Below are 25,873 nucleotides of genomic sequence, written 5' to 3' on the forward strand. Positions count from 1 at the left end.
CAGGATGCCTTCCCGTGCACACCTTCTCCCCTCTCGGCCCGCGCTCACGCCTGATCGCCGGCCTGCTGATCGTCGCGCTGTTCAGCGGCGCCTGGATCGGCCACCCCGCGCGCGCCGTCGCGCCCTTCGCCGCCAGTGCCCAGGGGCCGGCCACCGCAAGCCCGCTCCTGGCGCAGCAGGCCAGCCGTTTTGCCTCATCCAACCTGGACGACTTCGTGCATTCGGCCTCCATCGCCGAGCTGCCCGGTGACGACCTGATCGCCGTGTGGTTCGCCGGCAGCCGCGAAGGGGCCGCGGATGTGCAGATCCGCGCCTCGCGCTTCGACGCACAAGCCGGCGAGTGGACCGCCGAGCGCGTGCTGGCCACCCGCGAGAGCACACAGGCCGCCGTGCGCAAGCACATCCGCAAGCTGGGCAACCCGGTCATCGCCCTGGCACCGGACCGCCGCCTGTGGCTGTTCTACGTCTCGGTCTCGGTGGGCGGTTGGGCCGGCAGCGCGATCAACCTGATGGTCTCCGACGACCTCGGCGAAAGCTGGTCCGAGCCCCGCCAACTGGTGACCACGCCCTTCCTCAACATCAGCACCCTGGTGCGCGCCACGCCGGTGTTCCATGCCGACGGCTCCATCGGCCTGCCGGTCTACCACGAGTTCCTCGGCAAGTTCGCCGAGTACCTGTACCTGGACGCCAGCGGCCAGGTGCGCGACAAGTTCCGCATCAGCAAGGGCAAGCACTCGCTGCAGCCGACCATGGTCCCGCTGGACGAGCGCCGGGCCGTGGCCCTGCTGCGCTACGCCGGCGACACCCACCACCGGGTGCTGGCCAGCCGCACCGAGGATGCCGGGCGCAGCTGGAGCGAGCCGGCGCCGGTGGAGCCGAGCAACCCCAACTCCTCCCTCGCCGCGGTCGGCCGCCCCGACGGCAGCCTGCTGGTGGCGCTCAACGACCTGGAGGACGGGCGCTTCCGCCTGACGCTCTACGGCACCGACCCGCAGATGCGCAACTGGCAGGTGCTCAGCGAACTGGACGAATCGCCCGATCCCTGGGGCGAGCCCTTCGACCCGCAGGTGTACCGGGAAATCATCGGCCACAAGTTCCGCAACACCGGCGGCGCGCGCCTCAAGGAGCGCGAGGCGGTCTTCCTCGACCTCGCCCAGCAGCGCATGTGCGCCCGGGACGGCTGCGCCTTCGAGTACGAGTACCCCTACTTCATCCGTGGCAGCAACGGCACCTACCACCTGGTCTATTCCTGGAACGACATGTTCATCAAGCACTTCAGCTTCAACGAAGCCTGGCTGAGGGAACGCCAATGAGCCTCGCGCTGTGGCAGGCCCACCTGGCCCTCACCCTCTTCGTCTTCCTGCTGCTCACCCGCAACGGCAACCGCCCGGGCTGGAAGCTGGCGAGCCTCGCGCTGAGCCTGGGGCTCGGCTTCCTGCCGGTGCAGGGCATGCCGCTCGCCCTGTTCATCCGCAGCTTCACCGACGACCTGTCGCTCGCCAGCCTGGTGCTGCTGGGCTGGTTGGCAGCCCAGAGGCTTGGCCTGGTGCCGCTCGACGACAGGGGCCGCGGCGAGGCCCTGGCGCTATTCGCGGTATTCGCCCTGGCGCTGTACCCGGCCACCCTTGGCCTCAGCTATGTCGACCCCTATCGCCTGGGCTTCGAGCCTCGCCCGCTGCTGCTGGCCTGCGGGCTCGCCGCGCTGGCGCTGCTGTACCGGCACAACCCGCTGGGCGCCGCCATGCTGGTGCTGCCGACCCTCGGTTTCACCCTCGGCCTGAAGGCCTCCGGCAACTACTGGGACTACCTGATCGACCCGCTGCTCGGCCTCTACTGCTGCGCCTGGGCCCTGCAGGCGCTGATCCGCCGCGTGCTGCGGGCGCTGCGCCGCCCCCGCGCGCCCTTCCCTCCCGCCACCGAGGCCAACCTATGACCTGGCTGCACTCCCGGCGCCTGCGCTACCTGGCCGGCGTCGCCGCCACCCTGTTCCTGCTGTTGCTGGCACTGCGCGCGCTGTTCTTCTTCGGCTTCTCCGCCTTCGATGCCCGTGCCCTGCTGAGCGACGGCGACCTGGCGAAGACCCTGGGCATCGGCCTGGCCTTCGACCTGCGCCTGGCCATCCTGCTGGTGCTGCCGCTGGCGCTGCTGGCCTGGCTGCCACGCTGGAACCTGCTGCGCAGCGCCGGGCTGCGCCACCTGGCGCGCACCTACCTGGGGCTGGCACTGCTGGCGATCCTGCTGGTGTACATCCTCGATTTCGGCCACTACGCCTACCTCGGCGTGCGCCTCAACGCCACCGTGCTGCGCTTCGTCGAGGACGCCGGCATCTCCGCCGGCATGGTCTGGCAGACCTACCCGGTGCTGTGGATCACCCTGGCCTGGCTGGCCACCGCCGCCGCGACCTTCTACCCGCTGCTGCGCCTGGAACGCGCCACCCTGGCCCGCCCCCCGCGCACCATTGGCCGCCTGGCCGTTGCCTGGGGCAGCGCCTGCGTGCTGCTGGCAACCCTGTTCGGCCTGCTCGGGCGTGTCGACAGCCTGAACCTGGAAAACCCGGTGCCCCTGCGCTGGAGCGACGCCTTCTACAGCGGCAACAGCGAGATCGCCGCCCTGGGCCTGAACCCGGTGCTGTTCCTCTACGACACCCTGGAGGTGAAGCCGGTGGACTTCGACGAGGAGCAGGCCCGCCTGCACTACGACCTGATGGCGGACTACCTGGGCGTGACCCGGCGCGACGCCCAGGCACTCGACTATGTGCGCGAGCAGCCCACACAGCCGGGGATCGGCAACGGCCAGCGCCCGCCCAACGTGGTCTTCGTCATGCTCGAATCCCTCGGCACCAGTGCCGTGGGCGCCTACGGCAACCCGCTGAACCCGACGCCCAACCTCGACCGCCTGGCCAACCAGAGCTGGTTCTTCAAGCACTTCTATGTGCCGGTCACCGGCACCGCCAAGACCGTCTGGGCGAGCATCACCGGGGTGCCGGACGTCTCCCGCCAGGAGACCGCGACGCGCAACCCGCTGATCACCCGCCAGCACACGCTGATCAATGCCTTCGACGGCTACGAGAAGCTCTACATGATCGGCGGCAACGCCGGCTGGGCGAATATCAACGCGCTGATCCACCAGAGCATCGACGACGTGCGCCTGGTGGAAGAACGCCACTGGCGCTCGCCGCGGGTGGATGTCTGGGGCATCTCCGACCTGGACTTCTTCAAGGAGAGCGACGCGATCCTCCGCGCGCTGCCGAAGGACCGCCCCTTCTTCGCCTACCTGCAAACCTCCGGCAACCACCGGCCCTTCACCATCCCCCGCGACAACGACGGCTTCCAGGCCGAGCAGCGGCCCCTGGAAGAGGTCCAGCGCCATGGCTCGCGCAGCCTGGAGCAGTACAACGCGGTGCGCCTGCTGGACTTCAACATCGGCCGCCTGTTCGAGCTGGCCAAGGCCGGCGGCTACTACGAGAACACCCTGTTCGTGCTGTTCGGCGACCACAACACCCGCATCAGCCAGATCCCCCACATGCCGCCCGCCTTCGAACAGCTGGGGCTGGAAAGCAACCACGTGCCGATGATGATCCACGCGCCCGGGCTGCTGGCGCCGCGCACCTTCGACGAAGCCGTGGGGCTGGCGGACTTGCTGCCCACCGTGGCCGGGCTGCTGGGTGTCGACTACCGCAACGGCGGCATGGGCCGGGACATCCGCCAGGCGGCACCGGAGGGCGAGCGCGTGGTACCGCTGGTGCTGCGCGAGGGCACCTTCCCGGTGATCGGCGGCGTCACCCGCGACTTCCTCCTGCAGATGCAACACGACGGCAGCGCGCCGACCCTCCACGACCTCCGCTCGCCGACGCCGCTGGAGAACGTCGCCGAGCGCCACCCGCAGGAATTCCAGCGCCTGCTGGCGCTGACCCGGGGCATGCACGAAACCTCGCGGGTGATGCTCTACCGCAACGTGCGCCACTGACATCACCCGGCGGCGTGATGGCGCGTCGCCAATTTTTAACGGACTTTTCACATCCGCCCCGCTACGATGCACGCCTCTTTGGGGAGTAGCCTGTCGCCGAGCCCTTCGGCGGCGTCCGTATCAACATTCTCGGCAACCTGCCGTGGTGCGGACACCTTCTGGTTGGTGAGACCATCGACATGGCCGTGCCGGCGTCGGGCGCGTGGTCATGTCGTGGACTCGGCCCGACTGGAAGAAGCACGTGAACCCGATTTCCCTCGTCATGCTCGCCCTGGCCATGTCCACCGATGCCTTCGCCGCCGCCATCGGCAAAGGCGCCAGCCTGCATAAGCCGCGCCTCAGCGAAGCCCTGCGCACCGGCCTGATCTTCGGCGTCATCGAAGCCATCACCCCGGTGATCGGCTGGCTGATCGGCCAGGCCGCCTCCAATTTCGTCACCGAATGGGACCACTGGATCGCCTTCACCCTGCTCCTGCTGCTCGGCCTGCACATGATCTACGCCGGCCTGCGCCCCGAGCAGGACGAGGCGCCGGAGAAAGCCCGCTCCCACTCGTTCTGGGTGCTCGCGGTCACCGCCTTCGCCACCAGCATCGACGCCCTCGCCGTGGGCGTGGGCCTGGCCTTCGTCGATGTGGACATCTGGGTCGCGGCGCTGGCCATCGGCCTGGCGACCATGACCATGGTCACCCTGGGCGTGATGCTCGGCCGCGTGATCGGCACCGCCATCGGCCAGAAGGCCGAGATCATCGGCGGCCTGGTGCTGATCGGCGTCGGCGCCGCCATCCTCTACGAACACCTGGTGATCTGATGCCGCTTCCGTCAAGGGTGGCGTGCTAGAGCAGCACGCCCTTGATCGGCTGCACCGGCTCGGGTGCCGGTTCGTCCAGCAGCTCCAGCACCGTGATCTCGATGTTGCGGCACATGGCGTTCAGCGGCAGGTCGTTGGGCTGGGTGTCGAAGGGGTCGGAGATCTGGTCGCCCAGGGCGTCCAGGCCGAAGAAGGTGTACGCCAGCACGCAGACCGCGAAGGGCGTGAACCAGCCGATGGCGTCCACCAGGCAGAACGGCAGCAGGAAGCAGTACACGTGGACGATGCGGTGCAGCATGAGGATGTAGGGATAGGGGATGGGCGTGTTCTTGATGCGCTCGCAGCCGCCCAGCACGTACGACAACCGGGTCAGTTGCTCGTCGAGGGTGGCCTGGACCCTCTCCCCCGCCCCCGCTTCGCGGCTCGCCGCCATCACCCGCTGGCCGATCAGCCCCAACAGCGCGCTGGGCACGTTGCCCTTGCCCGCCAACTGCGCACGGGTGGGCTCGTCCAGCAGGCGCTGCACGTCGGCACCATCGCCACCGCCACGCAGGTGGTCGCGCAACGCATGGCTGAAGGCGGCCAGCGCATCCACCAGCCGGCGGCGCTCGGTTGGCGCCATGGCCGGGGTCAGGCTCAGCAGTTGGCGGGTCAGGTTGCGGGTGACGATCAGCAGCTCGCCCCACAGCGTGCGCGCCTCCCAGAAGCGCTGGTAGGCCACGGTGTTCCTGAAGCCGAGGAAGATCGCCAGGGTCAGCCCCCAGAGCGTGAAGGGCGTGGCGGTGAGGATCACCTTGTAGTGATAGAGCGTGCCGTGGGTGGCCACCACCACCGAGCTGATCAGCACGGTGAACAGCACCTTGCGCCAGATGGCCGGGATGATCGACCCCTTGAGGGAGAACAGCAGGACCGGGATCGAAGGATTCTGGGGGCGCGTGATCATCGGATAGGGCTCGGCAGGTACGGCGGGGATGGGCGCAACTATAGAGCCTGGCGACCCCGTTTGGCCTGCGACGCACAGCAGCACCCGAGGTGCGGGCAAGGCAAAGTGTACCGCTCCGGCCGTTCGCAACTGAGCATTGATCGGCATCGCTGTATAAAATTTAATACTGCGCCTCGGTACCGTGCCGATACAGCCTTGGAGGGCAAGAATGACTGCATCAGCAGCGAAGGAAGCCGTGGGCGAGCACTACAGCCTGGACGCCATGAAGTACGCGCAGAGCATGACCTGGCGCGCCATCGAACAGCTCTCGGAGCTGATTCGCCCCGGCATGCTGGAATCCGAGGCCACCGCCCTCGGCAAGCAGGTGCTCACCGACCTGGGCATGCAGCGCATCTGGCACCCGCTGCTGATCCGCTTCGGCGCCAACACCCTGAAGACCTTCAAGCAGCGCTCCGATGGCGACCCGCGGCTCGGCGAGCACGACATCTATTTCATCGACCTGGGCGCGGTGTGGGACGGCCACGAAGGCGACGCCGGCGCCACCTTCACCACCGGCAATGACCCCGAGATGCTGGCCTGCGCCGCCGCCTGCAAGACCCTCTTCGACCAGGTCGAGCGCTACTGGCGCGAAGAACAGGTGGCCGGCCAGGAGCTGTACCGCTACGCCGCCGAACAGGCCGAGGCCATGGGCTGGGTGCTCAACCTCGACATCAAGGGCCACCGCGTCAGCGACTTCCCCCACGCCATCTACCGCGCCGGCGACCTGGGCGATTTCGCCGCTTGCCCCAACGTCGGCCTGTGGATCCTGGAAATCCAGCTGGCCCACCCGCAGCGGCCCTTCGGTGCGTTCTACGAGGATCTGTTGGCCTAGCACCGTTGGGCCTCGCTGCGCTCGGCGCCAACCTACGGCGCCGTGCCCAAGCCGAACCATGGTGCCGACCGGTGCGTAGGGTGGATGGCGCTCTTTTCATCCGCCAGGCGGCCTTGCAGCCACACGCATGCCCACCTCGTGGGAGCGAATTCATTCGCGATTAAGCCTTCGGCCACTCGCAGCCGGGTGCCGGAGGCAAGTCTTTCGCGGCTGAAGCCGCTCCCACAGGGAGCCCGCCGCGAGGCCGGGTTCTGTCGTTGGTCGACACCAAGCGAAGCCGCTGGAAAAGTCGACTAATCTGCATATTCGAAGACTGCGGTATTACGGAGCTACTCACCGGGAAGGAGGTTGAGCAACAATTCTCGCCGTCATGCGCCAGTGAAGTTCAGCATGGAAAACCTACTGTCTCTGCTTTCTGAAACCGTTCCCGACGCCAAGACGGTCGAGCAACTCACTCGTCCGTTGCTGACACTGCTCAGCAAGGTCACCGGGATGGAGTCCACCTACCTCACCACCATCGACCTCGATGCCGGCGTCCAGCGGGTGGAGTTCGCCCGCAACGCGGGGGATATGGAGATTCCCGAAGGGCTCGCCGTGCCCTGGGGAGACACCCTGTGCAAACGCGCGCTCGATGAGAACCGCCTTTATTCGGACGATGTCTCCGAATGCTGGGGGGACTCCGAGGCGGCCAAGGCGCTGGGCATCCGCACCTATGTCAGTGCTCCGCTGCGGGCCCGCGACGGCCGGCTGCTGGGCACCGTGTGCGCGGCCAGCGCCAGCCAGATGGCGCGCGCGCCGGAAGTGGAACCGACACTGTTGCTGATGTCCGGCCTGCTGAGCTTTTCCCTGGAGCGGGAAATCCTCGTGGAGCAGTTGCAAAGCACCAATGCGGAGCTGGCCCGGCTGGCCCTGACCGATGCGCTGACGGGGCTCTACAACCGCCGCGCCATCCTCGCGGAGATTCCGCGCCTGCTGGCCCTGGCCCGGCGCGAGGACCGCTACTTGCTGGTGGGGGTGGTGGACCTCGATGGCTTCAAGGCCATCAACGACGAACACGGCCACCAGTCCGGGGACCTGTTCCTCACCCAGGTGGCCACCAACCTGCAGAACGGCCTACGCACCAGCGACATGCTCGGCCGCACCGGTGGGGACGAGTTCATCGTCGTGGCCCTGGGCCCGCGTGGCGAGCAACAGGACCTGGCCAGCGAAATGAGCCGTGCCGCCACGCACCTGCAACAGCGTCTGGCCAGTGCCACCGTCGGGCACTACACCTTGAGCGGCGAGAGCAGCATCGACTACTGCGGTGCCAGCGCCGGCGTGGTGGCCCTGCTGCCCGAGGGCGTCGACGCGGAGGAAGCGATCAAGCGCGCCGACCGCGAGATGTACCGCATCAAACAGGAACGCAAGCGCAACGCCGCCACCATGCACTGAGCCTGGGCGCCCGTCGGTGGGCGCTCAGATCTTCGGGCCGATATGCCGGCGCAGCACCGCCAGTTCGATGAACTCCGGCGCCTGCACGGCATTGGCGCTCAGCCCGGTGGCGGCTTCGCGCTTGGCCGCGCGAACCAGCTGTTCGCGGTCCAGCCCCGCGTCCACGGCGGCAGCCAGCACGGCCTCCAGGGCCACCCAGAGGGCGTCGTTCACGGCGGTGTGGCGAATGTCTTCCATCGGTCTCGTCCTTCTGCAAGAGAGGGAAAGGGTAGACCAGTCGGGCAACCCCGCTCCCCCGCCTTGCCGCCGGCCGTCGCGGCTGCTTTTCTTCTCACGCTTCAGGCGCAGATGGACTGAACGCCTGGCCGACTTCGCCGCTCATAGTTGTTGACCAGCCCACGCGCGGAACCTGACCCACGACATGGAATCGCCTCAAGACACCCCCCGCGAGAATGCCCCGCCCGCCACCCCCGGCTTCCTGCGCAACGGCGGCGAGATCGCCGCGCTGCTGCAACACGGCCACTGCAAGGACTCACCGCTCGGCCCGCCCGAAGACTGGTCCCCGGCGCTGAAGACGCTGATGGCCACGGTGCTGCCGGCCAAGGCGCAGATCGTGCTGTTCTGGGGCCCTGACTACGTGGCGCTGTACAACGACGCCTACGCGCCGAGCATCGGCACCAAGCACCCACGGGCCCTGGGCCGCCCGGCGCAGGAAAACTGGAGCGAGCTCTGGGACGACCTCGAACCCCTGCTGCGTGGCGTTCGGGACACCGGCGAGACCTTCGTCGCCAAGGACCGCCCCTTCTACATCGAGCGTCACGGCCACGGCCACGGCGAGACCGTCTACTTCGACGTCTCCTACTCGGCGGTGCGCGAGGCCGATGGCACGGTGGGCGGCGTGCTGTGCATCGTCACCGAGACCACCGAACGGGTTCGCTTCGAGCACCGCCAGGCCTTCCTCCTCGAACTGGGCCGCATCCTGCCCTCGATCACCGATCCCGAGCGCATCGCCACCCTCACCGCACGCCGCCTCGGCGAGGAACTGGGGGCGGCGCGGGTGCTGTTCGGCGAGGACAACGGCGACGGGCAGACCTTCAGTGTGCGCCATGAATACCTGCGCGACGCCCGCTCCGCCGCCGGCCACCACCGCTACCGCAATTTCGGCGCCCACCTGCTGGCCTCGCTGCAGGCGGGCGAAAGCGTCGCGCGCGACGACCTCCACCAGGACTCCGGCCTGGGCCCCGGCGAAAGGGCACTGGCCCAGGAGCTTGGCCTGGCCGCCACACTGCACGTACCGGTGCTGCGCCATCAGCAGTTGGAGGCGATGCTGGTCATCCACCACGCGCACCCCCACGTGTTTTCCGAACAGGAACGCCGGCTGGTGGAAGAAACCGCCAAGCTGGCCTGGATGCTGATCAGCCACGCCCGTGCCGAGCGCGCCCTGCACGCCAGCTCGGCGCAGATATCGGCCATGTTCGACCAGGCCAGCGCCGGCATCGCCGTGTACGACCGCACCTGGCACTTCACCCTGGTCAACGACCGCTACTGCCAGATCGTCGGCCGCCCGCGCGAGGCCCTGCTCGGCCTGAGCCTGCCGGAAATCGCCCACCCGGAAAGCCCCTCCGCACGCCTGCACCTGCGCACCCTCGACACCGACTCGCCCTTCGAGATGACCGAGCGCTACGCACGCCCCGACGGCAAACCGGCCTGGGTGCACAGTCAGATCACTCCGCTGGTGGATGAGCAGGGCAACGTCAACAGCATGCTCTGCGTGTGCATGGACATCAGCTCGCGCGTCCAGGCCGAGGCGCAGTTGCGGGAGCTGAACGAGGACCTGGAGGCCCGCGTCACGGCCATGGTCGCGCAGCGCGAAACGGCGCTGGCGCAACTGCACGAAGCCCGCAAGATGGAAACCATCGGCCAGCTCACCGGCGGCATCGCCCATGACTTCAACAACCTGCTGACGCCGATCATGGCCTCGCTGGAACTGGTGCGCCGGCGCGTGGATGACGAGCGCAGCCGCACCCTCATCGACAGTGCCCTGCAGGCCTCCGACCGCGCGCGGGTGCTGGTGGCACGGCTGCTGACCTTCGCCCGCCGGCAGACGCTCAACCCCCGGGCGGTGGCCCTGAGCGTGCTGGTCAATGACATGCGCGAACTCATCGAGCGCTCGCTGGGGCCGATGATAGACGTCGAGGTGAACATTCCCGGCCGCCTGCCGGCCGTGGTGGTCGACCCGCACCAGCTCGAACTGGCCATCCTCAACCTCGCGGTCAACGCCCGCGACGCCATGGAGGGCCGTGGCCAGCTGACCCTCGCCGCGGCGCTGGACACCGTGCCCGCCGGCCGGGTACAGGGCCTCGCCGAGGGCCGCTACGTCAGCCTGAGCGTCAGCGATACCGGCAGCGGCATGGACGAGGTCACCCTCGACCGCTGCCTGGAGCCCTTCTTCACCACCAAGGGCGTGGGCAAGGGCACCGGGCTCGGCCTGTCGATGGTACAGGGCCTGGCCGCGCAATCCGGTGGCGGTATCGACATCGGCTCCGAAGCCGGCAAGGGCACCCGGGTGACCTTGTGGCTGCCCATCAGCGCCGAACAGGGCAGCCACGAGACGCCCCTCGCCGACGCCGCGCCAGCGCCACAGAAACCCACCCACGTGCTGCTGGTGGACGACGAGGAGATGGTCCGCCAGACCGTCGCCCTGCAACTGCAGGACCTGGGCTACCAGGTGACCGAAGCCAGTTCGGCCAGCGCCGCGTTGCGCATCATCGAACAGGGCCCGCTGCCAGACGTGCTGGTCACCGACCACATCATGGTCGACCAGACCGGCGCCCAGCTCGTCGAGGAATTGCGCCAGCGCAAGATCGCCCTGCCGGTGCTGATCATCACCGGCTTCGCCACCCTCACCTCGGCGCAACTCCAGGGTACCGAGGTGCTGAGCAAGCCCTTCCGCCGCGCGGAGCTGGCCGAGCGCCTCGCCAGGCTGGTGGAGGCGGCCGGCTGAGCCCGGCCCCTTGCCCTCCTCCGCTTCGCTCCCTATCCTGCGCCGGTCGCGGTCAATCCCGCGGCCGGGTTTGACGACCCGAACATACTGGCGCGAATGCGTAGCCAAGGCGCATGCGAAAAACGGCGGACGTTTTTTGCAGGCATCGGCGCGCATGCAGTTTTTAGCTGCTCTGCTCTATGGCAGATCGCGCAGGGAGACCCTCGCGGGTCTGCCGGTTTCCAGTATGCCGGTTCGTCAACCCTGCGCGGTCTGCCACCCTAATGTTTGACGACGTTGGTGGCAGTCTTCCAATTCATACTGGAGCTCCACTATGCATGACGCATCCACCCCCATCGTTTTCCAACGCCACAACCACCAGTTGCGCACCGTGATGGTCGACAACCAGCCCTGGTTCGTCGCCCACGATTTCGCCCGCCTGATCGGCGCCCTGCGCCCCTACCGCATGACCCGCCTGGTGGACCCGCACCAGCGCCGTGTCGTGGTGCTGCGCCACGCCAGCGGTGGCCGCGAGGAGGTGCTGGCCATCAGCGAGGCCGGTGCCTATCGCCTGCTGTACCGCTTCAACCACCCCGAGCATCGCGGCATCAGCCGCTGGCTCAGCGAAGAGGTGGTACCCATCCTGTACGACCAGCACCGCGACGACGAGGCCACGCCACGGCGGGCCTACATGGTGTGGGCCGAACACCCGGTGAACGCCTTGAAGTGGCAGAGCGAACTGTGGATCGCCCGGGGCGACCTGCCGGTGTTCCTCGCCGCCCACGATGACCCCGCACTGAGCGATGAACCGAGCTGGAAGCGCCTGCGCTGACGGCAGGGGCGCACCCAGGCTATGCCTGTAGGTGGGAGAAAAATGGCTCTGTCTGCGTTCGCTGCTGTGAATTCAATGAAAAGGCTCAAGAACAGTGCTTGAAGCGTCTTTCTGGATTCCTGGAACGCCCACCCATGGGTTTCGCTTCGCTCTACACCATCCTACGAAAGCCGCCAGCCGCGGCGCATACCGGTGGTGATGCGCACATCCAGGCATAGCCAAAAAAAATCCACCTGGGCCAAGTGAAAACCCGGGTGGATGAAGAGGTGAAGGTCACACCTTTAATGGGAGGGCGGGCCGGCTCGATAGGTTCAGGCTACTTGCTGTGCTCCGGCGACGACGGCCCCTCCACCGCGCCCCGTGGCCCGGCGATGCCCCAGTAGACAAGGCCGAGTATGGGGAACAGCGAGATGCCCAGGGCCCACAGCGCCTTGGTGCCCACGGTCTTGTCGCTGCGGAAGACGCTGATGATGGCCCAGATATCGAGCAGGATCAGGATCGCCGCCATGGCGATCCAGAAATAGGAAAAGGGTGCGGACATGATTGTCTCCTCCGCTGGTGGCGATGACGGGGAGCCGCCGCACACAGCGCTCCCCCTTGCAACATTGGAAGAGCCTGCCACCCCACAGGTTCAGGGAATCGAGCCCTGAAAAGCCACCAGGGTGGGCCTTCGCCACCGCGTGAACATCACCGCGCCATCGCCGAGTCATCACGAAAACCGTTTGTCGATCAATCGCTTAGCGAAGCGCGAGGCGAGGCGAACAATTCCGCCGGGCTCCGTTCAGAGTTCAGGTAGGGCCAATCCCGGCCTGCCTGAAAGGAGCACCATCATGAGCAACAAGAACCCCGGCAACTTCAGCAACGACCGTGAAAAAGCCTCCGAAGCCGGCCGCAAGGGTGGCCAGAGCAGCGGCGGCAACAACTTCGCCAATGACCGCGAGAAAGCCTCCGAAGCGGGCCGCAAAGGCGGCCAGAGCAGCGGTGGCAACCGTAACTCGTAAGTCGTAGTACGCAGCCCGGGCTTCGCTCAGGCGAAGCCGGGGCTGGACCTCAATCCGCCTCGCCGCCTTCGAGGCCCATCTGCCGCCGCAACGCATCCACCAGGTCCGCCAGGGCTTGCCGCCCGCTCCGCCCCTCGCCTCTCCTGCGCTGATAGAACCCAAGCTGGAACTCCGCCCCGCTGCCCGCCTCGGCCAACCATCGCGCCCGGCTCAGCGCCGCCTCGTCGCCCACGGCCCGCGCCTGTTCGCCGACCTGCCCGAGCACCGACTCCAGCCAGCCCCCGAAACCGGTGACGACACGCGTGTGCGGGTCGACGAAGCGCCCGTGGCGGCCATGGCGCATGGCCTGCCAATGGTTCTCACGGGTGATCAGACGCGTCAGCGGGTCGCTCACCCAATGGGGCTCGTCGCCCTGGGAGGCGACCGCCACCATGGCGCGGAACAGCCCGGCGATGCACAGCACATCATCGAGCCGCGGGCAGGCATCGGCGATGCGCAGCTCCAGCGTGGGGAAGCGCGCGGAAGGCCGCAGCGCCCACCAGACATCGGCCTCGGTGCGGATCAGCCCGGAGCCCAGGAGCAACCGCCGGTAATCGTCATAGGCCGCCTCGTCGGTGAAGTGATCGGGTATGCCCATGCGCGGCCATTCCCCGCAGGCCGCCTGGCGATAGCTCAGCAACCCGGATGGGCGCCCCTCCCAGAACGGCGAGGAGGCGCTGAGCACCAGCAGCAAGGGCAGCCAGGGCGTGACCCGGTTCATCACCCGGATGCGGTCCAACCCCTCGGCGATACCCACGTGCACGTGCAGGCCGGACAGCACGCTACGCCTGGCCACCAGTTGATGATCGTCGAACAGTTGCTGGTAACGGGCCGGCGCGCTGCTCCTCTGCTGGCGCCAGCCGCCCAGGGGATGGGTGCCCACCGCGAGGATGCCCAGCCCGTGCGGGCGCCCCAGCGCGTCGAGCGTGGCGCGTACACCAGCCAGGCAGTCACGGGCCTCGTCCAGGCTGTACAGCACCGGTGTGGCGATCTCGATCTGGGTGGTGAACATCTCGGTCGCCAGCCGCTCGCCCAGCGCTTGCCGGCAGGCGTCGACGTAGCGTTGCACCGAGCGCCGGGCCAGCCCGCGCGTCGCGAGGTCGGTGATGAAGTACTCCTCTTCTATCCCGAAGCCACCCGGCGAATCGGTTGCCATCAGCATTCTCCTTCAGTGATGCATCCCAAGAGGACGCCCGTCGCCCCCGCCCGGTTCCAGTCGTTTCGCCTGGCGAATTAAGTCGGAATCTTTTCCGGCCTGGCCCCCTCACAACCAAGAGGTGCAAAAGCGCCCGTACGAGAGCAGCGAAGCGCCCGCTTCGCGAGGTCCTGCCCGTTCCGGAGAAACTGCCGATGTCCGTTCTCAGCCCAGTCGATACCACCCAGGCCGATGTGCCCCTGGCCATGGCCCCGCTCGGCCCCGCCCAGCGCCTGTATCAGGAGCTGCTGCAACAGCCCGCGGACAGCCTGGACGATGCGCGGGCCTTCCTTCACGAACAACTGCGGCAGGCCGCCGCGCTGCCTTGCGACCTGCCGGGCGAGCCCGCCGACCTGGCGGCCTGGTCCCGCCGCAACGCCGCCCAGGTCACCCACCAATACGCGGCGTACCTGGAAGAGCGCCGCAACGGTGCGGGCCGCCGCTACTTCGGCGACCGCGCCCATGCGCTGTACTTCCTCCGTGGCGTGGCGCCCACCAAGCTGGTGGATGGCGCCTGGCTCCATGGCACCCTGCGCCACTGGCGCGACACCCGCTTCACCCCGCTGGTGCGCACCTTTCTCGAGGAGCTGGGCGATGGCGTGGCCGCGCAGAACCATGTGCTGCTGTACCGCCGCCTGCTCGCCAGCCACGGCTGCGACGACCTCACCGGGCTGGACGATGCGCACTACCTGCAGGGCGCCACCCAGCTCGCGCTCGGCGCCCTGGCCGAGGAGTTCCTGCCCGAGGTCATCGGCTACAACCTGGGCTACGAACAGCTGCCGCTGCACCTGCTGATCAGTGCCTTCGAGCTCGACGAGCTGGACATCGACCCGTACTACTTCCAGCTCCACGTGACCATCGACAACAGCGCCACCGGCCATGCGCACAGGGCCGTGCAGGCGGTGCTGGACAACCACCCGCCGGTGGCCGACGCCGAGGACTTCTACCGCCGCGTCAGCCTCGGCTATCGCCTCAACGACCTGGGCCTGGGCTCCCGCGCGGTGATCGCCGACTTCGACCTGGAGCGCGAGCTGCTGGAGATGTTCGAGCGCAAGCGCGGCGTCGCCGGGCAGGTGCACTCCGACTACTGCCGCATCGAAGGACGCACCGTCAACCAGTGGCTCGGCGCCGACGAAGGCATCGCCGGCTTCCTCTCGGCGCTGCAACGCCGGGGCTGGATACGCCGCCACCACGACCCCGCCGAGAGCCGCTTCTGGCAGCTGGTGCAAGGTGAGCGCGCGGCGATGTTCGGCGTGTTCTCGCTCTACGAGCAGCAACTGCTGCATGACTGGATCGCCGGCACCTGGGAGCGCCCCGGCACGGGCGCGCTGTCCCGCAATGGCGTGTTCCGCAGCCGCCACCGGCAGCCGCACCTGCCCTCCCAGGAGCGCCAGCGCCCCTCGCTGCAACCCCGGGAAAACCCCGAGCAGCGCCAACTGCTGGACGAGCTGCAGCGGCTCGACGAAGCCCGTTACGAAGCGCGGCTGATCGAGCTGCAGGGCCCCGCCACCCACTGGACGCCGGCCGGGCTGCTCGCCACCCGGCTGTTCTCCGAACTGACCCGCTGAGGAGCGCACCTTGTATTACCCCCTGGATCACCTCGGCGTGGCGGCCGACCACCCGCTGCTGCGTCTGGGCCAGTTGCTGGCCAAGCGCGGCTATCGCTTCACCACCATCACCCCGCTGTCGCACCAGCGCGTCAATGCGCGGCCGGGCAACCGGGAAGCGCGCACCCTGGAGGACGTCTTCGGCTGGAGCCGCCCCTTCCGGGAGTCGCTGGTGGGCGATGAGCTGTTCGCCTTGCTGCGCGAGGCGGACGCCCTGGAAGCCCAGGGCGAGCTGTGGTCGAGCCGCATCCGCTGGTCCAGCCTCGACGGCCACCTGTTCGTGCATTCGCGCTACCCGACCACCGACGCCGACGCGGTGTTCTTCGGCCCCGATACCTACCGCTTCGCCCAGGCCCTGCACCAGCACCTGGCGGGCGAAACGCGCACCGCCCTGCGGATCGCCGACATCGGCTGCGGCGCCGGCCCGGGCGCCCTGCTTGCGGCACTGGCCAAGCCCCAGGCGGAGGTCCTGGCCCTGGACATCAACGACCGCGCGCTGACCTGCACCGCCGTCAATGCGTGGCTGGCCGGCGCGGCGAACCTGATCCCGCGGCACAGCGACCTGCTGCATCAGGTGGACGGGGCGCTCGACCTGATCATCGCCAACCCGCCCTACATGCTGGACCCGGCGGAGCGCGCCTATCGCCATGGCGGCGGCGAGCATGGCGCCGGGCTCTCGCAGGCGATCATCGAGGCCGCGCTGGAACGCCTCGCCCCCGGCGGCTCGCTGCTGCTGTACACGGGGGTGGCGATGTTCGGTGGCCGCGACCCGTTCCGCGACAGTTTCCAGCCGCTGCTCGACGCCCATGCCTGGCCGTGGCGCTACCGCGAAATGGATCCGGACGTGTTCGGCGAGGAACTGGACAACCCCCTTTATGCCCAGGCCGACCGCATCGCCGCGGTGGTGCTGGAGCTGACGCGCCCGGCCGATGGCTGAGTGCCCCACGACGAGGACCACGCCATGCAGGACGATAAGGACGACCCCATCAACGACCCCGGCAACGAAGACCCGGGCTCCGCCGTCGAACGGCTGCCCGAGGACGATGCCGAGGTGCACCCGGACGACCCGGACATTCAGGGCGACGATGGCTCGGGGGACCCGCAATGACGCCCGCCCCGGTACCGCCCGAGCAGGCTGCCGAGGGCCGGACGCGCATCATCACCTGTGAGAAGGACCAGCAGTTCCACATCGGCAACGATGTGGTGATCACCATCACCGAGATCCGCGGCTTCTCGGTGAAGATGGCCATCGGCGCGCCGCGCTCCGTACCGGTGCACCGCGAGGAAATCTACCGGCGCATCCAGCAGGCGCTGGAAGCCGAGCAGCGCAAGACCACGGGCGCCCGCGAACCCTGACGGGCGAACCGCAGCGGGCGCCCTGGACTCAGGCGGGCACTTCGACCTGCACGGGCAGGTGTTCGTTGGCCGCGGGTTCGCCAGCCTTCGCCGCGCGCTTGTGGCCACGGAGGTTCTCGAAACAGAAGTTGGTCGCCTCCACATACCCTTCCGCCGAGCCACAGTCGAAGCGCCGCCCCTTGAAGCGGTAGGCGAGCACGCACCCCTGCCGGGCCTGCTCCATGAGCGCGTCGGTGATCTGGATTTCGTCACCCTTGCCCGGTGCGGTGCGTTCGATGTGCTCGAAGATGTCCGGCGTGAGGATGTAGCGGCCGATGATGGCCAGGTTGGAGGGCGCATCCTCCGGTTTGGGTTTCTCCACCATGCGCTCGACCCGCACCAGGTCGTCGCGCAGGGCATCGCCGACGACGATGCCGTACTTGCCGGTCTCCTCCCAGGGCACCTCTTCGATGGCGACGATGGAGCAGCGGAACGTGTTGTAGAGCTGGACCATCTGCGCGAGCACGCCATCACCGCCGGGGTTGAGGCACAGGTCGTCGGCGAGGACCACGGCGAAGGCCTCATCACCGATCAGTGGGCGGCCGCAGAGGATGGCGTGGCCCAGCCCCTTCATTTCCACCTGGCGGGTATAGGAGAAGGTGCATTCACTGATCAGCCGGCGGATGCCGCCCAGGGCCTGCTCCTTGTCGGTGTTGCTGATCTGCTGCTCCAGCTCGTAGCTGATGTCGAAGTGGTCCTCCAGCGAGCGCTTGCCACGCCCGGTGACCATGGCGATCTGGTGCAGCCCGGCCGCCAGTGCCTCCTCGACGCCGTACTGGATCAGCGGCGTGTCCACCACCGGGAGCATCTCCTTGGGCATCGACTTGGTGGCAGGCAGAAAGCGCGTGCCATAGCCGGCGGCGGGGAACAGGCATTTCCTGATCATCGGGGCATCTCCTTGGTATGGGTGCAGTGAGATGCTGACTGCCGGCATCGCCGCTCGGTTCAAGGAAAATGGGCTGAGCGCGGGCGCGGTCTATGCTTGGTTTTCCCAGCCAGCGGAGAACGCCATGACCAAGGACGAGATGAAGAACCGTCTCAACGACGCGATCCAGGCCACCCTCGACTCCCAGCGCGGCGGCCCCTTCCCCGCCCGGCAGATTTCCTACTCCGTGGCCATCGGCATGGCGGCGGCGATGCAGCTGTGCGAGCTGGTGGAGGGCGAGGAATATAGCCAGATCATCCAGCGCATCACCGACAGCATCCAGCACGAGTTCGCCAAGGCGGCCGAGGCGAAATCCTGATCATCGGATCACCTGTTTTTTTGTTGAAACATTCTCCTGGCCACTCCGCTCTATAGCGCTGTCCGCCCCTTCCCGTGGGTCATCGCAATCAGGAGGAGATATGGATTGGCTCATCAGCTACCGCAACGCTGAAGGTCAGGAGCAGTCGGTCACCATTCGCTCGGGCCATCTGCCCAACCACAAGACGGCTGCCCGCTGCGTGGTGGAACACGCGTTCGGCGACAAGCCCCCCAGGCCGCTCGGCAACCTGTCCGCTGTGGTCTGGCTCGCCAGCTGCGGGTTGGAGATTCTGGACATCAGCCTGCTGCGGGATGATCGAACGGGGCTACAGCCGATAGCGTTTTCCCGCCCGCAGCCCTACTACCGCCAGAAGCGCGAGGCGGAGGCAGCGCAGCCGGAACAGCCCGCGCCGTAGCGGCGCTCACGGCGGCGGCTGGAGCGCGCGCAGCTCCTCCAGCCGCCGTTCTATCAGTTTCAGGGCGGCGCCGATGCCCGCGTCGAACGGGTCGGTGCCACCGACCACCTCCGTTACCGCCCCCGCCTCCCGCAATTGCTCGGCCAGCCTTTGCAACTCCGTCTCCGCGTGACTGCCCTCGCCACTTGCGCGAGCCCGTGCAATCAGCCGCCGCAACGCCTGCAGCGGTTCTTCCCCCTGTGAATACGGGGCGGCGACTATTTCCAGAGCCAGTTCGAGCCCGGCCAGGTCCTGGCGGGTGAGCGTTCGCATGGGGCTTCCTGAGCGCAGGTGTTTCATCAGTGACACGCGGGAAGCGGCCCGAGTTGCAGATTTCGACTGTCCCACGCAGGTGCCGGCGAGGCGGATTCCCTGAACGTTTCAGCGGGCGGCCGGACAGACCAGAAAAGCCCCCGGACGAGGTAACCGCCATGGCGACCCAACGCATCACCGCCCACCAGCTCGGCCTGGACCAGGCACTGGCCCGCGCCGAGGAAAGCGCCCTGTTCAAATGGCTGATCGCCAGCTTCCTGTTCGGCAAGCCCATCCAGCAGGCCATCGCCGTGCAGGCCTATCGGGTGATAGTCGAGGAGCACGGGCGCGATACGCCGCGCAAGCTGGGCCATTGCAGCCACGCCGAGCTGGTGCGGATGCTCGGCCAGGCGCACTACGTGCGCTACGACAATTCCACCGCCGAGCGCCTGCTCAAGCTGTGCGGCAAGCTGCACGACGAATACGGCGACCGCCTCGGCTCCCTGGTCGAGCGCAGCGCCGACCGTGCCGAGTGCGAGAAGCGGCTGCTGGCCTTCGAGGGGATCGGGCCGAAGACCGTGGAGATTTTCATGCGCGAGGCCGGCCCTGCGCTGTTCGGCAGGGCGACCCGGCACGGTTGAGCCGCTCAGGGCGAGATGGGGTCGCTTGCAGGGAAGGTCTCTTCCACGGCGTTATCGACCTTGGCCTCCAGGGCCCGCTGGCTGCGCAGCGGGTGGTCTTCGATGCGCGGCAGTGCGGCGCGCAAAGCGGCCACGCGCTGGCGCAGGTACTCCAGCTCCGTATCGGGGTCGAACACCAGTCCCTTCATGCTGCAGTGGCCGCTGACCCCGCGCAGCAGCAATGCGGCACCGCCCAGGGCCTTGATCACCCCCGGGGCACCGCCGCGGTACACACCGGACGCGATGGAAACCAGGCCGGCGGCGACCGAGAAGGCGCGCTCGACGCCATGGACGTTATGGGGTTGTGGGTACATGAGGCTGTCTCCTGAGGGTTGAGGCGGCGCTAGCGCGAGGCGCGCCGCAAGTCATGGGAAAGGTTGCCGTGGCCATGGCCCTTCTGCGGCGCGGCGCGCACGCCGAAACGCTCCCATACACGTTCGTGGAAATAGAAGGCGATGGTGTTGCAGGCCGGTTCGATCAGGGCGATCAGGCCGCCGGTCAGCAGGCTCCCGGTGAGCAGGTAGGCCACGGTGAAGGCGATGGTGAAGTGCAACACCGCGAAGCTCAGCGTCTTGACCAGCGGCTGGCGGCGCTGGGGCGGCGTCGCCCGGGGCGGTGCCGTGTTCGTCGAGCGTTCGTTGCGTATCGCCATGGGCCTTCTCCTGGTTCTGTCGGTCGCTATGGATTGGAAGGGCAAGGGCCCGGTCGAGGTTCAGGGAATCGGGCGGGTGGTGCCCGGGCGGGTACAGGCGCGACGCCCATCCGATTGCTGCAACTTTCCGTCGGGGCGCCGCTTCTACTGCCATGAACCCACGATCCCAGGAGATCGCCATGAGATTCGCCCGACTCGCTCTACCCGCCCTGCTCTGCGCCTCCCTCAGCGCCCCGCTGTTCGCCGCCGACACGATCGACGCGGACGATTTCGTCGACGAAGCCAGTGCCGGCGGCATCGCCGAGATCGAGGGCGGCAAGCTGGCACTGGAGAAATCCTCCTCGGCCAGCGTCAAGACCTTCGCCCAGCAGATGATCGACGACCACGGCGCGGCCAACCGCGAGCTGGCGGTGCTGGCCCGCGAGAAGAAGCTGGAGGTGGCCACCGAAGCCGAGCTGATGAGCAAGGCCAAGGCCCTGATCCTCAAGCTGCGTGACGGTGAGAACTTCGACGAGGCCTATGCCAACAACCAGGTGGCGGCCCACGAGAAGACCATCGAGCTGTTCAAGGAAGCCGCCGCTTCGGATGACAAGGAAATTGCCGCCTGGGCCACCAAGACCCTGCCCAAGCTCGAGCATCACCTGCAGATGGCCCGCGACCTCGCCGCCACCCACAAGAAGCCCTGATGCAGCGGCAGCAGCGACCTGGGTGGATGCCGACAGTGGCGTCCACCCCCTCTGCCCCAACCAGGACTCCGCTGGTGGACAAAAAAAGCGTTGTCCACCCTACGAAAAGCCACTCCGCAGTCATGCCGGCGAGGGGCCGTCTCGAGCCTGCAGGTCGGGTGAAACCCGACACCACGGCACCCTGCCACGCGGGTTTCACCCGCCCTACGAATCTCTCTCCAGGGTACATACGTAGGGTGGATGACGCTTCACCCATCCACCATCGGAGCCCCATCCAGCACCGCTGACGGAGGTACGCAGCCTGGCGCCGCCGGCCAGTCTCTCGCGGCTGAAGCCGCTCCCACAGGAATGCACCGATGTGCTCGGGATCACGGGCGCAGGATCACCTTGCGGCAGTCGTCCTCGGCCTTGTCGAACAGGCGGTAGCCTTCGGCGGCGTCCGCGAGGTCGAGGCGGTGGCTGATGATGATCTCGGGGTTCAGCTCGCCCTTCTGGATGTGTTCCAGCAGGCCGGGCAGCAAGGGGTGGACATGGGTTTGCCCCATCTTGAAGGTCAGCCCCTTGTCGAAGGCATCTCCGAACAGGAAGCCGTGGATGAAACCGGCATAGACACCCGGAACGCTGACGGTGCCCCCACGGCGCACGGCGGCGATGCACTGGCGCAGGGCGACACCACTGCTGGCCTCCAGCTTCAATGCCGTGAGCACGGTTTCGGTGGTGCTGCCCTTGGCCTCGAAGCCCACGGCATCGATGGCCGCATCCACGCCCCGGTGCCCGGGTGTCTGCTCGATGATGGCTTCGGCCGGGTCGTCGATCTCGTCGAAATTGATGGGTATCACCCCATAGGTGCGCTGCGCATAGGCCAGGCGGTAGGCGTGCTGGTCGACCATGAAGATCTGCTCGGCGCCGAGCATGCGCGCACAGGCGGCGGCCATCAGCCCCACCGGGCCGGCGCCGTAGATGGCCACGCGGCTGCCCTGCCCGATGCCGGCATTGATCACCGCCTGGTAGCCCGTGGGCAGGATGTCGGTGAGGAACAGGACCTTTTCATCGTCCAGCTCGTCGGGGATGCGGAAGGGGCCGGTATTGGCCTTGGGCACCCGTACCCGCTCCGCCTGGCCGCCCGGGAGCCCGCCATAGAGGTGGCTGTAACCGAACAGTGCGGCGCCCGAGGGAATCTGCTTCTTGTTGAGAATGGCGCCGCGCCCGGGGTTGGTGGTCTCACAGGCGGCGTGCAGGTTCATCTCGCAGAAGAAGCAACTGCCGCAGGCGATCACGAAGGGCACGATCACCCGGTCGCCCCGGCTCACGGCGGTGACGGCGGGCCCCACTTCCTCTACCACGCCCATGAACTCGTGACCGAACACGTCGCCATGTTTCACCTGGGGAATCTTGCCGCGATACAGGTGCAGGTCCGAACCGCAGATGGCGGTGGCCGTCACCCGCAGGATGATGTCGTCCGGCTCCTGGATAATGGGGTCCGGCACGTTGTCGACGCGGACATCGTGGCTGCCGTGGTAGGTGAGTGCACGCATGGGAAACCTCCGAAACGAGTGGGCGTTCATCAGTCCGAAAGGTGGATGCGCGAGGCGTTCAGGGTTTCGGGATGAGTGGCGTACCGTTGCCACTCAGGAGTGGATAGACGAAGTGACCGCGTCAGCGGCCATGCCCAGGCAGTCGATCTCGTGGATCATCCCGGTGGCCAGCGCCGCCTCGGCGTCGAGGATGCGTGGCGCGGCCTTGAGGTAGTCGAGGATGTGCAGCGGTTCGGCGCCGGCCGGGGTGCGTTCGGCGACGATGCGCGCGTAGAGGTGCAGGTCGTAGTCCAGGCTCATGGCGTATTCCGACATCCGCGCGTGGTCCACCGAGCCGTTGAGGTTCCAGTGAAAGGGGTGGAAGAGGAACTTGCTGTGCTGGCAGGCGCTGCGCCGCTGCCCGGCGAGGAAGATGATGTTGCCCATGGATTCCACCGTGCCCAGGTTGTGGGTGCGCACGGGGATGGGCAGCGAGATGAGGAAGTTGTACAGGGAGAAGCCGTAGCTGCACTCCCCGCCCATGGTGGCGATCTTGATCACCAGTTCGTCCGCGCCCTGCTGCACGGCCTGGGTGCAGCGCTCGATGAGCTGGCCGCTGGTGGTGGAGTTGATCGGCGCGGTGAAATGCACGATGTGGCTGGCCATGGCTGCCCTCCTCCTTTTTTGTCTGGGTGGTTCTGAGTGGTGGCCTCTGCCAGGTCAGCTCGCGCCTGCCTGGCGCGGGCGGTCGGGCGCGTCGCTGCTGCCGGGGCGATCCTCGGTGGAGGGGTTGCGCGGGGCCTGCCACTCCGGGTGCAGCTCGGGCGGAATGCCTTCGCGCTCGCGGGTGGGCGCCTCGCGGTCGCTGCCCGGGCTCGATTCGACGCTCTGGTTATCGGGAGTGCGGGGAAGGTCGTTCATGGTCGTCTCCAGTGGGTTGCTCAGGTTCGGTGGAGCCGCCCGCGCCGCTTGTTGTTCCGTCAATCCGTCGGCCGGTGGCGGCCCTCGGCAGCCCCGGTCATCCCATTGCCTGAACTCCGCCGAAGCCGCCGCAGTCACTCCAGCATGACCCTCGGAGGACCGCACCATGCACACCCACTATGAAGGCCAGGCCACCCTCGTCTACGCGCTCGGCCGCCAGGGCAGGTCGACCATGCCGACCGCCTGCAGCACCACCGTCGTGCTCGACGAAACCATCCCCGGCCTCTTCAGCCTCACCTGCGACCTGGACCTGGGCGATGCCGACTCGCTGCGCATCACCCTGCCCAACGGCCTCAGCGTGGAGGGGCTGATCACCTACCAGGATGGGCGCACGCTCAATATCGTTACCCTGAACTGAGGAGCGGGACATGAACCCAATGCGGATGGCAGCCCTGCAGGAAGCGTTGTGGATAGCGCTGGAGGCCACCCTGGCGGCCGCGGAAGAAGCCGGTGTGGACCGCGAAGACCTGCTCGCCGCCGCCCGGGACATCGCCACCTCGGCGCTGAAGAGCGGCTCCGACCAGGCTGCGTCGCTGATCGCCCAGGCCGCCTTGCGCCGGCACATCGGGCAACGCCCCTGAGCGCCCTATCGACCCATGTCCCCCTGCGCAATTGACTCGGTGCCAATAAACTCCTTGAGCGCAAGGCCTGGATCGTGGTGTCTATGCGGCTGAAACGGGCACCCGGATGGTGCCTGGGGTGGGGTTGAAATCAGTAGGCGGAGAGCCGAAGCGTGGTACCTGGATATTTCGAAAAGCTGCTGAGCATCGCCAATGACCCGAAACGGGGCTGGGCCAACCGCCTGGCCGCGACGCGCATGGCGATCCGCAAGGCGGCGCAGCAGCACGACCTGCAGCAGGGCAAGCTGTGGGACCAGCGCCGCCGCATGCGCGAGCACCTGCCCTTCACCCGCCACACCCTCAAGGAACTCGAAGCCGCGCAGCACGCGCACCTGGCTTCCTACCAGGCGCTGCTGCGCTCCACCGGCCAGTTGCTGATCGCCAACGAACCGCAGGTGCTGGACGAGCTGGAGAAGCCCCGCTTGCTGGACCTGCTCGGGGTCAACCCGACGCACCGCCGGCGCATCCCCCGCAACGTCGAGCGCCTGCTCTGCGTGGTGGTGCTGCAGGGGCTGGAAGACAGCGCCCGGCAGTTCAGCGGCCGCCAGCTCGCCGCACCCCGGAGTGGGCCGCTGGCCCGGGCCTTCAACGAGGTGATGGTCTGCACCACCCTGCACACACTGCGCAACACCCCCGGCAAGATCGGCCGCCAGGCCGGCACCCCGCCACAACGGCACAGCGAGTGCGCCGCCCCGGTGCTGACGGTGTACAACGCCGACGGCAGCAGCCGCGTCTACCCGCTGGGCTGACCGCCCTCCCCACAGGCGCCCCGCACGCACTCGCGCAGCCAGCGGTGTGCGGGGTCGGCATCCATCCGTGGGTGCCAGAGCATGGAGACCTTGATGGGCTCTACATCCAGCGGCAGCGGGAAGCTGAACAGCCCCGCGCGCAGGCTGCCGCTGTGGCGCTCGGGCACGGTGGCGATGAGGTCGGTGGCGCGGGCCAGCGCCAGGGCGGCTGAGAAGCCGCCCACCAGGGTGACGACATCCCGTTCGAGGCCGGCAGCCTTGAGAGCGTCGTCCACCGGGCCGCGGTCCTTGCCACGGCGCGACACCAGCACATGGCGCCCACCGGCATAACGTTCGGCGGTGATGGCACCACGGGTCAGCGGGTGGCCTTGGCGCACCACGCCGACGAAGCGGTCCTGGAACAGCGCACGGGTGCGGATCTCCGGGCCGGCGTCGGCGCCTACCACGCCGGTATCGAGATCGACGCTGCCGTCACGCAGGGGCGCACTGTCCTTGTCGGTCTTGGCCACGAAGCGCAGGCGCACGCCCGGCGCCTCGGCCCCCATACGCTCGATCAGTGCCGGGCCGAAGTTCTCCACGAAGCCATCACCCACGCGGAGGGTGAAGGTACGCACCAGGCGCTGCAGGTCGAGGTGCTCCACCGGGCGCAGCACGCCCTCCACCCCCAGCACCAGTTGGCTGACCTGCTCGCGCAACTCCAGCGCCCGGGGCGTGGGCACCAGGCCGCGGCCGGCGCGTACCAGCAGCGGGTCACCGAGGGTTTCCCGCAGCCGCGCCAGGGCCCGGCTCATGGCCGAGGGGCTCAGGTGCAGGCGCTTGGCAGCACGCGCGACGCTGCCTTCGGCGAGCAGCACGTCGAGGGTGATCAGCAGGTTGAAATCGGGATGGCTCATGGACGGAAAAACTAGCACGGCCGGCTCACCTATGGCGTTGGATGCATGAATAAAGTGCAAATGCTGCGCCTTCCGCC

At 67.8% G+C, this 25,873-nt stretch carries 31 protein-coding genes and 1 pseudogene; 20 read left to right on the plus strand and 12 right to left on the minus strand.

Features of this window, described 5'->3' with window-relative positions:
- Positions 1 to 50: 50 nt before the first annotated feature.
- The 4 genes from PI990_RS18790 (at position 51) to mntP (ending at position 4,774) form a co-directional block, all read left to right on the plus strand.
- On the plus strand, positions 51 to 1,313 hold the full coding sequence (locus PI990_RS18790; protein WP_442969345.1) for a sialidase family protein: 1,263 nt from the start codon (positions 51 to 53) through the stop codon (positions 1,311 to 1,313).
- Positions 1,310 to 1,933, plus strand: coding sequence for a hypothetical protein (locus PI990_RS18795; protein WP_271658088.1), 624 nt, complete (start codon positions 1,310 to 1,312; stop codon positions 1,931 to 1,933). Before PI990_RS18790 ends, PI990_RS18795 begins: the two co-directional genes overlap by 4 nt.
- Positions 1,930 to 3,966, plus strand: a complete 2,037-nt coding sequence (locus tag PI990_RS18800; RefSeq protein WP_271658089.1) for an LTA synthase family protein — start codon at positions 1,930 to 1,932, stop codon at positions 3,964 to 3,966. Before PI990_RS18795 ends, PI990_RS18800 begins: the two co-directional genes overlap by 4 nt.
- A gap of 241 nt (positions 3,967 to 4,207) precedes the next feature.
- A complete protein-coding gene (gene mntP, locus PI990_RS18805; RefSeq protein WP_271658090.1) occupies positions 4,208 to 4,774 on the plus strand; it encodes a manganese efflux pump MntP in 567 nt (188 codons plus the stop codon).
- Between the two features lie 25 nt (positions 4,775 to 4,799).
- On the opposite strand, the gene PI990_RS18810 is transcribed toward mntP, so the two are convergent.
- A complete protein-coding gene (locus PI990_RS18810; RefSeq protein ID WP_271658091.1) occupies positions 4,800 to 5,717 on the minus strand; it encodes a bestrophin family protein in 918 nt (305 codons plus the stop codon).
- A 208-nt stretch (positions 5,718 to 5,925) separates the two neighbouring features.
- Between PI990_RS18810 and PI990_RS18815 the strand changes: the two genes are divergently transcribed.
- Both PI990_RS18815 and PI990_RS18820 read left to right on the plus strand, forming a co-directional pair.
- Positions 5,926 to 6,588: a M24 family metallopeptidase gene (locus tag PI990_RS18815; protein ID WP_271658092.1), complete on the plus strand. Its 663-nt coding sequence runs from the start codon at positions 5,926 to 5,928 to the stop codon at positions 6,586 to 6,588.
- Between the two features lie 390 nt (positions 6,589 to 6,978).
- Positions 6,979 to 8,019, plus strand: coding sequence for a GGDEF domain-containing protein (locus PI990_RS18820; RefSeq protein WP_043242199.1), 1,041 nt, complete (start codon positions 6,979 to 6,981; stop codon positions 8,017 to 8,019).
- Positions 8,020 to 8,043: 24 nt separating this feature from the next.
- Here the strand turns inward: PI990_RS18820 and PI990_RS18825 are convergent, their stop codons facing one another.
- Positions 8,044 to 8,256: a hypothetical protein gene (locus PI990_RS18825; RefSeq protein WP_021220043.1), complete on the minus strand. Its 213-nt coding sequence runs from the start codon at positions 8,254 to 8,256 to the stop codon at positions 8,044 to 8,046.
- 184 nt (positions 8,257 to 8,440) lie between these two features.
- Between PI990_RS18825 and PI990_RS18830 the strand changes: the two genes are divergently transcribed.
- Positions 8,441 to 11,023: a PAS domain-containing protein gene (locus PI990_RS18830; RefSeq protein ID WP_271658093.1), complete on the plus strand. Its 2,583-nt coding sequence runs from the start codon at positions 8,441 to 8,443 to the stop codon at positions 11,021 to 11,023.
- A gap of 313 nt (positions 11,024 to 11,336) precedes the next feature.
- Positions 11,337 to 11,834 carry a BRO-N domain-containing protein gene (locus PI990_RS18835; RefSeq protein ID WP_271658094.1) on the plus strand — a complete coding sequence of 166 codons (498 nt, stop codon included), beginning with the start codon at positions 11,337 to 11,339 and terminating at the stop codon, positions 11,832 to 11,834.
- A 316-nt stretch (positions 11,835 to 12,150) separates the two neighbouring features.
- Here PI990_RS18835 and PI990_RS18840 read toward each other — a convergent pair whose 3' ends face one another.
- Positions 12,151 to 12,375 carry a PLD nuclease N-terminal domain-containing protein gene (locus PI990_RS18840; protein ID WP_271658095.1) on the minus strand — a complete coding sequence of 75 codons (225 nt, stop codon included), beginning with the start codon at positions 12,373 to 12,375 and terminating at the stop codon, positions 12,151 to 12,153.
- Between the two features lie 304 nt (positions 12,376 to 12,679).
- Here PI990_RS18840 and PI990_RS18845 point away from each other — a divergent pair.
- Positions 12,680 to 12,835 (plus strand): annotated as a pseudogene (locus tag PI990_RS18845) (general stress protein); the annotation flags it as partial.
- A gap of 49 nt (positions 12,836 to 12,884) precedes the next feature.
- On the opposite strand, the gene PI990_RS18850 reads toward PI990_RS18845, so the two are convergent.
- Positions 12,885 to 14,030, minus strand: coding sequence for a carboxylate-amine ligase (locus tag PI990_RS18850; RefSeq protein WP_271658096.1), 1,146 nt, complete (start codon positions 14,028 to 14,030; stop codon positions 12,885 to 12,887).
- Positions 14,031 to 14,224: 194 nt separating this feature from the next.
- Between PI990_RS18850 and PI990_RS18855 the strand changes: the two genes are divergently transcribed.
- Genes PI990_RS18855 through PI990_RS18870 form a run of 4 tightly spaced genes read left to right on the plus strand, consistent with a single transcriptional unit; the run spans position 14,225 to position 17,032 of the window.
- Positions 14,225 to 15,637: an iron-containing redox enzyme family protein gene (locus tag PI990_RS18855; RefSeq protein ID WP_271658097.1), complete on the plus strand. Its 1,413-nt coding sequence runs from the start codon at positions 14,225 to 14,227 to the stop codon at positions 15,635 to 15,637.
- A gap of 10 nt (positions 15,638 to 15,647) precedes the next feature.
- On the plus strand, positions 15,648 to 16,613 hold the full coding sequence (locus PI990_RS18860; protein ID WP_271658098.1) for a class I SAM-dependent methyltransferase: 966 nt from the start codon (positions 15,648 to 15,650) through the stop codon (positions 16,611 to 16,613).
- Positions 16,614 to 16,637: 24 nt separating this feature from the next.
- Positions 16,638 to 16,784 carry a hypothetical protein gene (locus PI990_RS18865; RefSeq protein WP_184490185.1) on the plus strand — a complete coding sequence of 49 codons (147 nt, stop codon included), beginning with the start codon at positions 16,638 to 16,640 and terminating at the stop codon, positions 16,782 to 16,784.
- Entirely contained in the window at positions 16,781 to 17,032 is a 252-nt protein-coding gene (locus PI990_RS18870; RefSeq protein WP_271658099.1) for a carbon storage regulator, read from the plus strand. The genes PI990_RS18865 and PI990_RS18870 overlap by 4 nt, the downstream gene beginning before the upstream one ends.
- Positions 17,033 to 17,060: 28 nt before the next feature.
- On the opposite strand, the gene galU is transcribed toward PI990_RS18870, so the two are convergent.
- Complete coding sequence (gene galU / locus PI990_RS18875; protein WP_271658100.1) at positions 17,061 to 17,957, minus strand: UTP--glucose-1-phosphate uridylyltransferase GalU; 897 nt, start codon at positions 17,955 to 17,957, stop codon at positions 17,061 to 17,063.
- Positions 17,958 to 18,081: 124 nt separating this feature from the next.
- Between galU and PI990_RS18880 the strand changes: the two genes are divergently transcribed.
- Both PI990_RS18880 and PI990_RS18885 read left to right on the plus strand, forming a co-directional pair.
- The gene (locus tag PI990_RS18880; RefSeq protein ID WP_184490188.1) at positions 18,082 to 18,315 is read left to right on the plus strand and encodes a hypothetical protein; all 234 of its coding nucleotides are present in this window, start codon (positions 18,082 to 18,084) and stop codon (positions 18,313 to 18,315) included.
- Between the two features lie 100 nt (positions 18,316 to 18,415).
- Entirely contained in the window at positions 18,416 to 18,730 is a 315-nt protein-coding gene (locus tag PI990_RS18885; RefSeq protein ID WP_184490189.1) for a hypothetical protein, read from the plus strand.
- A gap of 6 nt (positions 18,731 to 18,736) precedes the next feature.
- Here PI990_RS18885 and PI990_RS18890 read toward each other — a convergent pair whose 3' ends face one another.
- Entirely contained in the window at positions 18,737 to 19,042 is a 306-nt protein-coding gene (locus tag PI990_RS18890) for a hypothetical protein (RefSeq protein ID WP_184490190.1), read from the minus strand.
- A gap of 158 nt (positions 19,043 to 19,200) precedes the next feature.
- On the opposite strand from PI990_RS18890, the gene PI990_RS18895 reads away from it, so the two are divergent.
- Positions 19,201 to 19,662 (plus strand): DNA methylase, encoded by a 462-nt coding sequence (locus PI990_RS18895; RefSeq protein WP_271658101.1) that lies wholly within the window; start codon positions 19,201 to 19,203, stop codon positions 19,660 to 19,662.
- 5 nt (positions 19,663 to 19,667) lie between these two features.
- Here the strand turns inward: PI990_RS18895 and PI990_RS18900 are convergent, their stop codons facing one another.
- Together PI990_RS18900 and PI990_RS18905 are read right to left on the minus strand one after the other, a co-directional pair.
- Positions 19,668 to 20,015, minus strand: a complete 348-nt coding sequence (locus PI990_RS18900) for a YgaP family membrane protein (protein WP_043242083.1) — start codon at positions 20,013 to 20,015, stop codon at positions 19,668 to 19,670.
- Between the two features lie 29 nt (positions 20,016 to 20,044).
- The gene (locus PI990_RS18905; RefSeq protein WP_263401983.1) at positions 20,045 to 20,353 is read right to left on the minus strand and encodes a DUF2061 domain-containing protein; all 309 of its coding nucleotides are present in this window, start codon (positions 20,351 to 20,353) and stop codon (positions 20,045 to 20,047) included.
- 179 nt (positions 20,354 to 20,532) lie between these two features.
- On the opposite strand from PI990_RS18905, the gene PI990_RS18910 reads away from it, so the two are divergent.
- Positions 20,533 to 21,039, plus strand: a complete 507-nt coding sequence (locus PI990_RS18910; RefSeq protein WP_081711470.1) for a DUF4142 domain-containing protein — start codon at positions 20,533 to 20,535, stop codon at positions 21,037 to 21,039.
- Between the two features lie 368 nt (positions 21,040 to 21,407).
- Here the strand turns inward: PI990_RS18910 and PI990_RS18915 are convergent, their stop codons facing one another.
- From PI990_RS18915 to PI990_RS18925, 3 genes are all read right to left on the minus strand, one after another.
- Positions 21,408 to 22,574 carry a zinc-dependent alcohol dehydrogenase gene (locus tag PI990_RS18915; protein WP_271658102.1) on the minus strand — a complete coding sequence of 389 codons (1,167 nt, stop codon included), beginning with the start codon at positions 22,572 to 22,574 and terminating at the stop codon, positions 21,408 to 21,410.
- A gap of 93 nt (positions 22,575 to 22,667) precedes the next feature.
- Positions 22,668 to 23,219, minus strand: a complete 552-nt coding sequence (locus PI990_RS18920) for an ATP-dependent Clp protease proteolytic subunit (protein ID WP_271658103.1) — start codon at positions 23,217 to 23,219, stop codon at positions 22,668 to 22,670.
- Positions 23,220 to 23,273: 54 nt separating this feature from the next.
- Positions 23,274 to 23,474 carry a hypothetical protein gene (locus PI990_RS18925; RefSeq protein WP_021220024.1) on the minus strand — a complete coding sequence of 67 codons (201 nt, stop codon included), beginning with the start codon at positions 23,472 to 23,474 and terminating at the stop codon, positions 23,274 to 23,276.
- 166 nt (positions 23,475 to 23,640) lie between these two features.
- On the opposite strand from PI990_RS18925, the gene PI990_RS18930 reads away from it, so the two are divergent.
- The 3 genes from PI990_RS18930 to PI990_RS18940 all read left to right on the plus strand — a co-directional run bounded on the left by PI990_RS18930 (position 23,641) and on the right by PI990_RS18940 (position 24,903).
- Positions 23,641 to 23,892, plus strand: a complete 252-nt coding sequence (locus tag PI990_RS18930) for a hypothetical protein (protein ID WP_271658104.1) — start codon at positions 23,641 to 23,643, stop codon at positions 23,890 to 23,892.
- A 10-nt stretch (positions 23,893 to 23,902) separates the two neighbouring features.
- Positions 23,903 to 24,115: a hypothetical protein gene (locus PI990_RS18935; RefSeq protein ID WP_271658105.1), complete on the plus strand. Its 213-nt coding sequence runs from the start codon at positions 23,903 to 23,905 to the stop codon at positions 24,113 to 24,115.
- 152 nt (positions 24,116 to 24,267) lie between these two features.
- Entirely contained in the window at positions 24,268 to 24,903 is a 636-nt protein-coding gene (locus PI990_RS18940; protein ID WP_271658106.1) for a hypothetical protein, read from the plus strand.
- On the opposite strand, the gene PI990_RS18945 is transcribed toward PI990_RS18940, so the two are convergent.
- Positions 24,888 to 25,796 (minus strand): LysR family transcriptional regulator, encoded by a 909-nt coding sequence (locus PI990_RS18945; protein WP_271658107.1) that lies wholly within the window; start codon positions 25,794 to 25,796, stop codon positions 24,888 to 24,890. The genes PI990_RS18940 and PI990_RS18945 overlap by 16 nt on opposite strands.
- Positions 25,797 to 25,873: the final 77 nt, after the last annotated feature.

It is taken from the genome of Pseudomonas sp. TUM22785, assembly GCF_028198105.1.
Lineage (GTDB): Bacteria > Pseudomonadota > Gammaproteobacteria > Pseudomonadales > Pseudomonadaceae > Metapseudomonas > Metapseudomonas solani.